The organism is Methylocystis sp. (assembly GCF_050246715.1).
In the GTDB taxonomy this organism is placed as follows: Bacteria; Pseudomonadota; Alphaproteobacteria; order Rhizobiales; family Beijerinckiaceae; genus Methylocystis.
The window spans coordinates 1-3,686 of sequence record NZ_JBFWVN010000112.1; the positions used below are offsets into that span (position 1 = coordinate 1).

7 protein-coding genes are annotated in these 3,686 nt (G+C 61.6%); all 7 read right to left on the reverse strand.

What is annotated here, in order from left to right; translation table 11 throughout:
• Window positions 1-303 precede the first annotated feature (303 nt).
• Window positions 304-642, reverse strand: coding sequence for a hypothetical protein (locus AB7I51_RS17800; RefSeq protein ID WP_428405624.1), 339 nt, complete (start codon window positions 640-642; stop codon window positions 304-306).
• The gene (locus AB7I51_RS17805; RefSeq protein WP_428405623.1) at window positions 639-1,121 is read right to left on the reverse strand and encodes a hypothetical protein; all 483 of its coding nucleotides are present in this window, start codon (window positions 1,119-1,121) and stop codon (window positions 639-641) included. The genes AB7I51_RS17800 and AB7I51_RS17805 overlap by 4 nt, the downstream gene beginning before the upstream one ends.
• Window positions 1,118-1,426 carry a hypothetical protein gene (locus tag AB7I51_RS17810; RefSeq protein ID WP_428405622.1) on the reverse strand — a complete coding sequence of 103 codons (309 nt, stop codon included), beginning with the start codon at window positions 1,424-1,426 and terminating at the stop codon, window positions 1,118-1,120. Before AB7I51_RS17810 ends, AB7I51_RS17805 begins: the two co-directional genes overlap by 4 nt.
• The gene (locus tag AB7I51_RS17815; RefSeq protein WP_428405621.1) at window positions 1,423-1,776 is read right to left on the reverse strand and encodes a hypothetical protein; all 354 of its coding nucleotides are present in this window, start codon (window positions 1,774-1,776) and stop codon (window positions 1,423-1,425) included. The genes AB7I51_RS17810 and AB7I51_RS17815 overlap by 4 nt, the downstream gene beginning before the upstream one ends.
• On the reverse strand, window positions 1,773-2,648 hold the full coding sequence (locus AB7I51_RS17820; RefSeq protein ID WP_428405620.1) for a hypothetical protein: 876 nt from the start codon (window positions 2,646-2,648) through the stop codon (window positions 1,773-1,775). Before AB7I51_RS17820 ends, AB7I51_RS17815 begins: the two co-directional genes overlap by 4 nt.
• 226 nt (window positions 2,649-2,874) lie before the next feature.
• A complete protein-coding gene (locus tag AB7I51_RS17825) occupies window positions 2,875-3,096 on the reverse strand; it encodes a hypothetical protein (protein WP_428405619.1) in 222 nt (73 codons plus the stop codon).
• A gap of 113 nt (window positions 3,097-3,209) precedes the next feature.
• Window positions 3,210-3,686: hypothetical protein (locus AB7I51_RS17830; RefSeq protein WP_428406384.1), on the reverse strand; the 477-nt coding region annotated here is incomplete at its 5' end.

Here is a 3,686-nt window from a genome sequence, read left to right on the forward strand (position 1 = left end):
AGCGGGGCGCTCGCAAACCAGATATTTCGTTTGTGTTCAGCGAGGTCGACACGGGATTCGAGAATCGGGGCGGGCGTGGTCATAGGTTCTCACTTTCTGACATTGTGGCGACGACTTCGCGAATGATCTCGGCCGCCTCGGACTTGGCGCCCGCGGCTTCGGCCAGGCGGAGCCCTTCATGCAAGCTGCAGCGAGCCCGGCGAAATGCGCCGCCACTCGGGTCGACAGCGGACAGGACCGCATCCGTGACGCAGCTCAACGCGATCGCGATTTCGTTTGTGTCGGGTATGGACATGGCGGCGATTATTCCTCGCCTGAGACGACGACGCCATACCGGCTCTGCGTGTTCTGCGCGTTCTGCGGATTTTTTATATCGGTGCGCGCGAGATATCGCGCCACACGTTCGCTAGATCGATCGCCGCGCCGATATGCACGCAGCGCGGCCATGTCGCCATCGAGCAGCATTGGCAATGCGACGGCACTAACCTCGACGCGTCCCACGACCTTGCGGCCTATCCCATGTTTCGCGACCCATTCCAAGATTGTGCGCTTTGACCTCCCGGCGATCTTTGCCGCTTTCGCGACGCTGATGGCCTCGGCAGGGTCATATGGCCTTAGGACACGATCGTCATCGTCAGTCACGCTGCCCTCCTTTCTCGGAGCAGGCCGGCAACAGCGATCAACGCGGCTTCCGCCCTCCCATCGTCTTTGACGCGCGCGAACAGCTCAGCGTGGCCGGGCCAGCGTCGGATGGCTTCCGAGCGCGCCGCATCTTTGCTGGCCAGAGAAAGCCCTACAGCGCGTTTCCAAGATGCCGGCGCTAGGTGGGTAGCGGGAACGCCACAAGCGCCAAGCACGCCCTCGACAACGCCGCGGCTGCGGCCGAAGCTGAAAGCGCCGGCCACGCCCTCGCCTGGTCGCGCGCCGACAAGTTCGACGAATGCCTTAGACGCCTGCCAGCGGTAGACGACGCTTGCCAGAAGCGGCGCGTTGACGTTCGCGCGATTGGCGGGGCCGTCGCGCAGGATCGGCATATCGGCGACTTCGAGCAGTTCGCCAGTAGGCGAGAGCAGCGCCAGCGCGCCCCGAGCGCCTATGTCGATTCCGATGATGTTGCTCATGCGTCCTGGCCCCCGATTTCGTCGGCGATTGCGCCGAGCAGCGATGCGGCCTCGCCGTTCTCCTCGCGCGTGAGAGCGTGTCGGATCGTGGCGGGGTCGGCTCCGGATTGCAGGGCGAGGCTCAAAAGAATGCCGGCGTCGCGAGCGAGCGCCGCATAGCCGCTGCCGGCGCGCGGAGCCGAAACGAAGACTTCGGCCGGAGCGCCTGTGTCGTCGAAGCCGACGCCGAGCGAGAAGCGGCGTCCATCGAAAATCAGGTCGCGCGATTCATGCGATCGGCGATTTGGGAGGCGGCGGCGGGTCATGCGCGCCCCCTTGTCGGCAGACACTCGACGCAGCGCCATACATCGCGCCCGTCATGTCCTGGCCAGGCGAACATGGCGAGATGGCCGCAGCGGCAGAAACGGTCCGTCGAATGGTTTAGGCCGGCTGCGGCGTTCCGCCGGTCTGCTTCGCGCTGGAGGCGGGCGGGGCTGTAAGCCGCCGCGACTTCAGAGCGGAGTTCGGCAATAAGCTCGTCGCGGCGTTCGGCAAGCGCAGGCTTGAGACGCTCCACCGTTTCCGCAGGGCCGAGACAGGCAAGCTTGCCGGCAGGCGAGATGCGAAGGGACAGGCCGGCGGCTCGGGCCTCCTTGAGAAGACGAGCGGCGCTCATATCTCGATCTCAATTTCATGAGGAACATCTTCGGCAGCCTCTTCCGAAAATTCATTGGCAAAATCTTTAGGTTCGCTGTCCGGAAGACCCAAAGAATCTGTCCGCTCCAACGCCCGTTGGCGGGTTGGTTTTCGGAAGTCTTGAGGAGGAAGTCCGATAAGACTAAAGGTCGCGGATTCGGCTGCGTCACGCTCTACTATAGGTCGCGGATTCGGTTGCGGCGGAACCGGCTGCGTCACGTCAGGGTGCACACTATAGGTCGCGGAAGCGGCTGCGTCATTTTCTGCCCGCTCGCGCGACCGTCTGCGCTCCCAAGTCCGGCGCGATATCCCCTCATCGACCCAAGGCCGGCTTTTGGTCAGATTGACGGCGTAGCGTTCTTCCCGTGTCTGGACGCCGCTCGCGCGGCGCTGATGCGCCTTGCGCGCTTTGTCGCGCTCCTTGGCGGCCGCAATCCTTTCCGCTCGGCTTCCGCCATAAGTCCCGATATTCCACGCGCCCGCCTCTTCTCTCGTCGCCTCAACGACGCCGAGGAGCCTTCCGATCTTGTCGGGCTTCATGCGCCGATAGAAAGGCGCGCCAACTTGCTCGGACCGTTTCCGACGCCATGCTCGCGTATCGGCGACCTGCTCCTCAATTTCCTCATCGGACGCGTCGAGACCGCACGCCAGCGCCTGATTTTTAAGATTTTCAAACGTAAGGCCAAAATATAACGGCGCACGGTCGCCCCGGCGACTGCCGATATAGCCCTCGGGGGCGCTTGACCAGATGTTGGCGTTGACGCGCAGCCAAGCCGCGTTGTCGAGGATTTCGCCGTATTTGCGGTGAACAGCGGCGAGATTGCGCAATTGCGACAAGAAGATGAGCGCCATGCGGACGAATGACGTTCGTCTTGATGCGCCGCCCTTTGAAACACGGGCGCGCTTGCCCTTAACCGCTGCTCGTCGCGGCGTTCGGCGAGCGGCTTCGGCGCGGCTCGGCAAGCCTTGCGGCCGGGTGGAGGCAGGGGTATTCTCGGGGCTGTTCAGACGCCAATCTTGAACACTTCCCCGAGCCCCGCCGCACCCATCGGCGGGGTTCGATGTTTTGGGAGTCATGTCACACGCCCTCCCGCATAACGCGGTCGGACTCGGCGCGCGTCATGAGCGCGCGATGACCCAGATGCGTGATTTGGAGCTTGCCTTGCGCTACGAGATTGTAGCCGTGCGAAACCGATATCCCGACGTCGCGGCACCACTTCCGAAAGGGCTTCGCAATCCAATCGCCGTCGAGCGCGGCGGCAACGCCTGCCTTGCGCCCGGTGACTTCACGTCTTTCCATGTTGTCTGTCCTTCAACGACCGCGTTTTGCTGCGGCTGGGGACGGACATAGAGTTGTTAGGAATGAGTGGTAAGCCGAGCGAACCGGTTCAATAGGGGTAATGAACCGGTTCACTACCAATTCTTACAGGCAATCCTCTTTATGCTCCTCGGGATTACCCCGCTCTCTTCCAATTTCTTAACAAAATCCATCAGCGTTGGATGACCTGGCAAACGCTGATCCGGGTGCGAATACTCTAACATGAAATCGGCAATCTTAGATCTTCCGAACGAAGGGTTTTCGTCTCGCGCACGAATTGCAAGTTCGGTAGCAGGCCCGACCCAAACCCGATTTTCTTTCCGCTTCCTCCCGCTAGCTTTTCCTGCGGCGCTTTGTTTTTTTCGAGTTTCCAACAAAAATTGCTGACTTAATGTGGAGTCTAAGAGCCGATCCTGAAAGAAGTTGAGTCGAAAGAGTCGGTTGTGATTCTCTTGCGAAGTGGATGATTCGCAAGGGAGTTGCGGATGTGGAAGCCGGTGCATCGCGTCTTGGCCGATCGTCGCGGCCTTCGTTATCCTTCCGATCTGACCGACGCGGAGTGGGCTCTTGTC

What these genes read in the sequence shown, in the direction of transcription:
- AB7I51_RS17805 (WP_428405623.1), bottom strand. Translation starts at nt 1,121, where the DNA reads ATGAGCAACATCATCGGAATCGACATAGGCGCTCGGGGCGCGCTGGCG.
- AB7I51_RS17810 (WP_428405622.1), bottom strand. Translation starts at nt 1,426, where the DNA reads ATGACCCGCCGCCGCCTCCCAAATCGCCGATCGCATGAATCGCGCGAC.
- AB7I51_RS17815 (WP_428405621.1), bottom strand. Translation starts at nt 1,776, where the DNA reads ATGAGCGCCGCTCGTCTTCTCAAGGAGGCCCGAGCCGCCGGCCTGTCC.
- AB7I51_RS17820 (WP_428405620.1), bottom strand. Translation starts at nt 2,648, where the DNA reads ATGGCGCTCATCTTCTTGTCGCAATTGCGCAATCTCGCCGCTGTTCAC.
- AB7I51_RS17825 (WP_428405619.1), bottom strand. Translation starts at nt 3,096, where the DNA reads ATGGAAAGACGTGAAGTCACCGGGCGCAAGGCAGGCGTTGCCGCCGCG.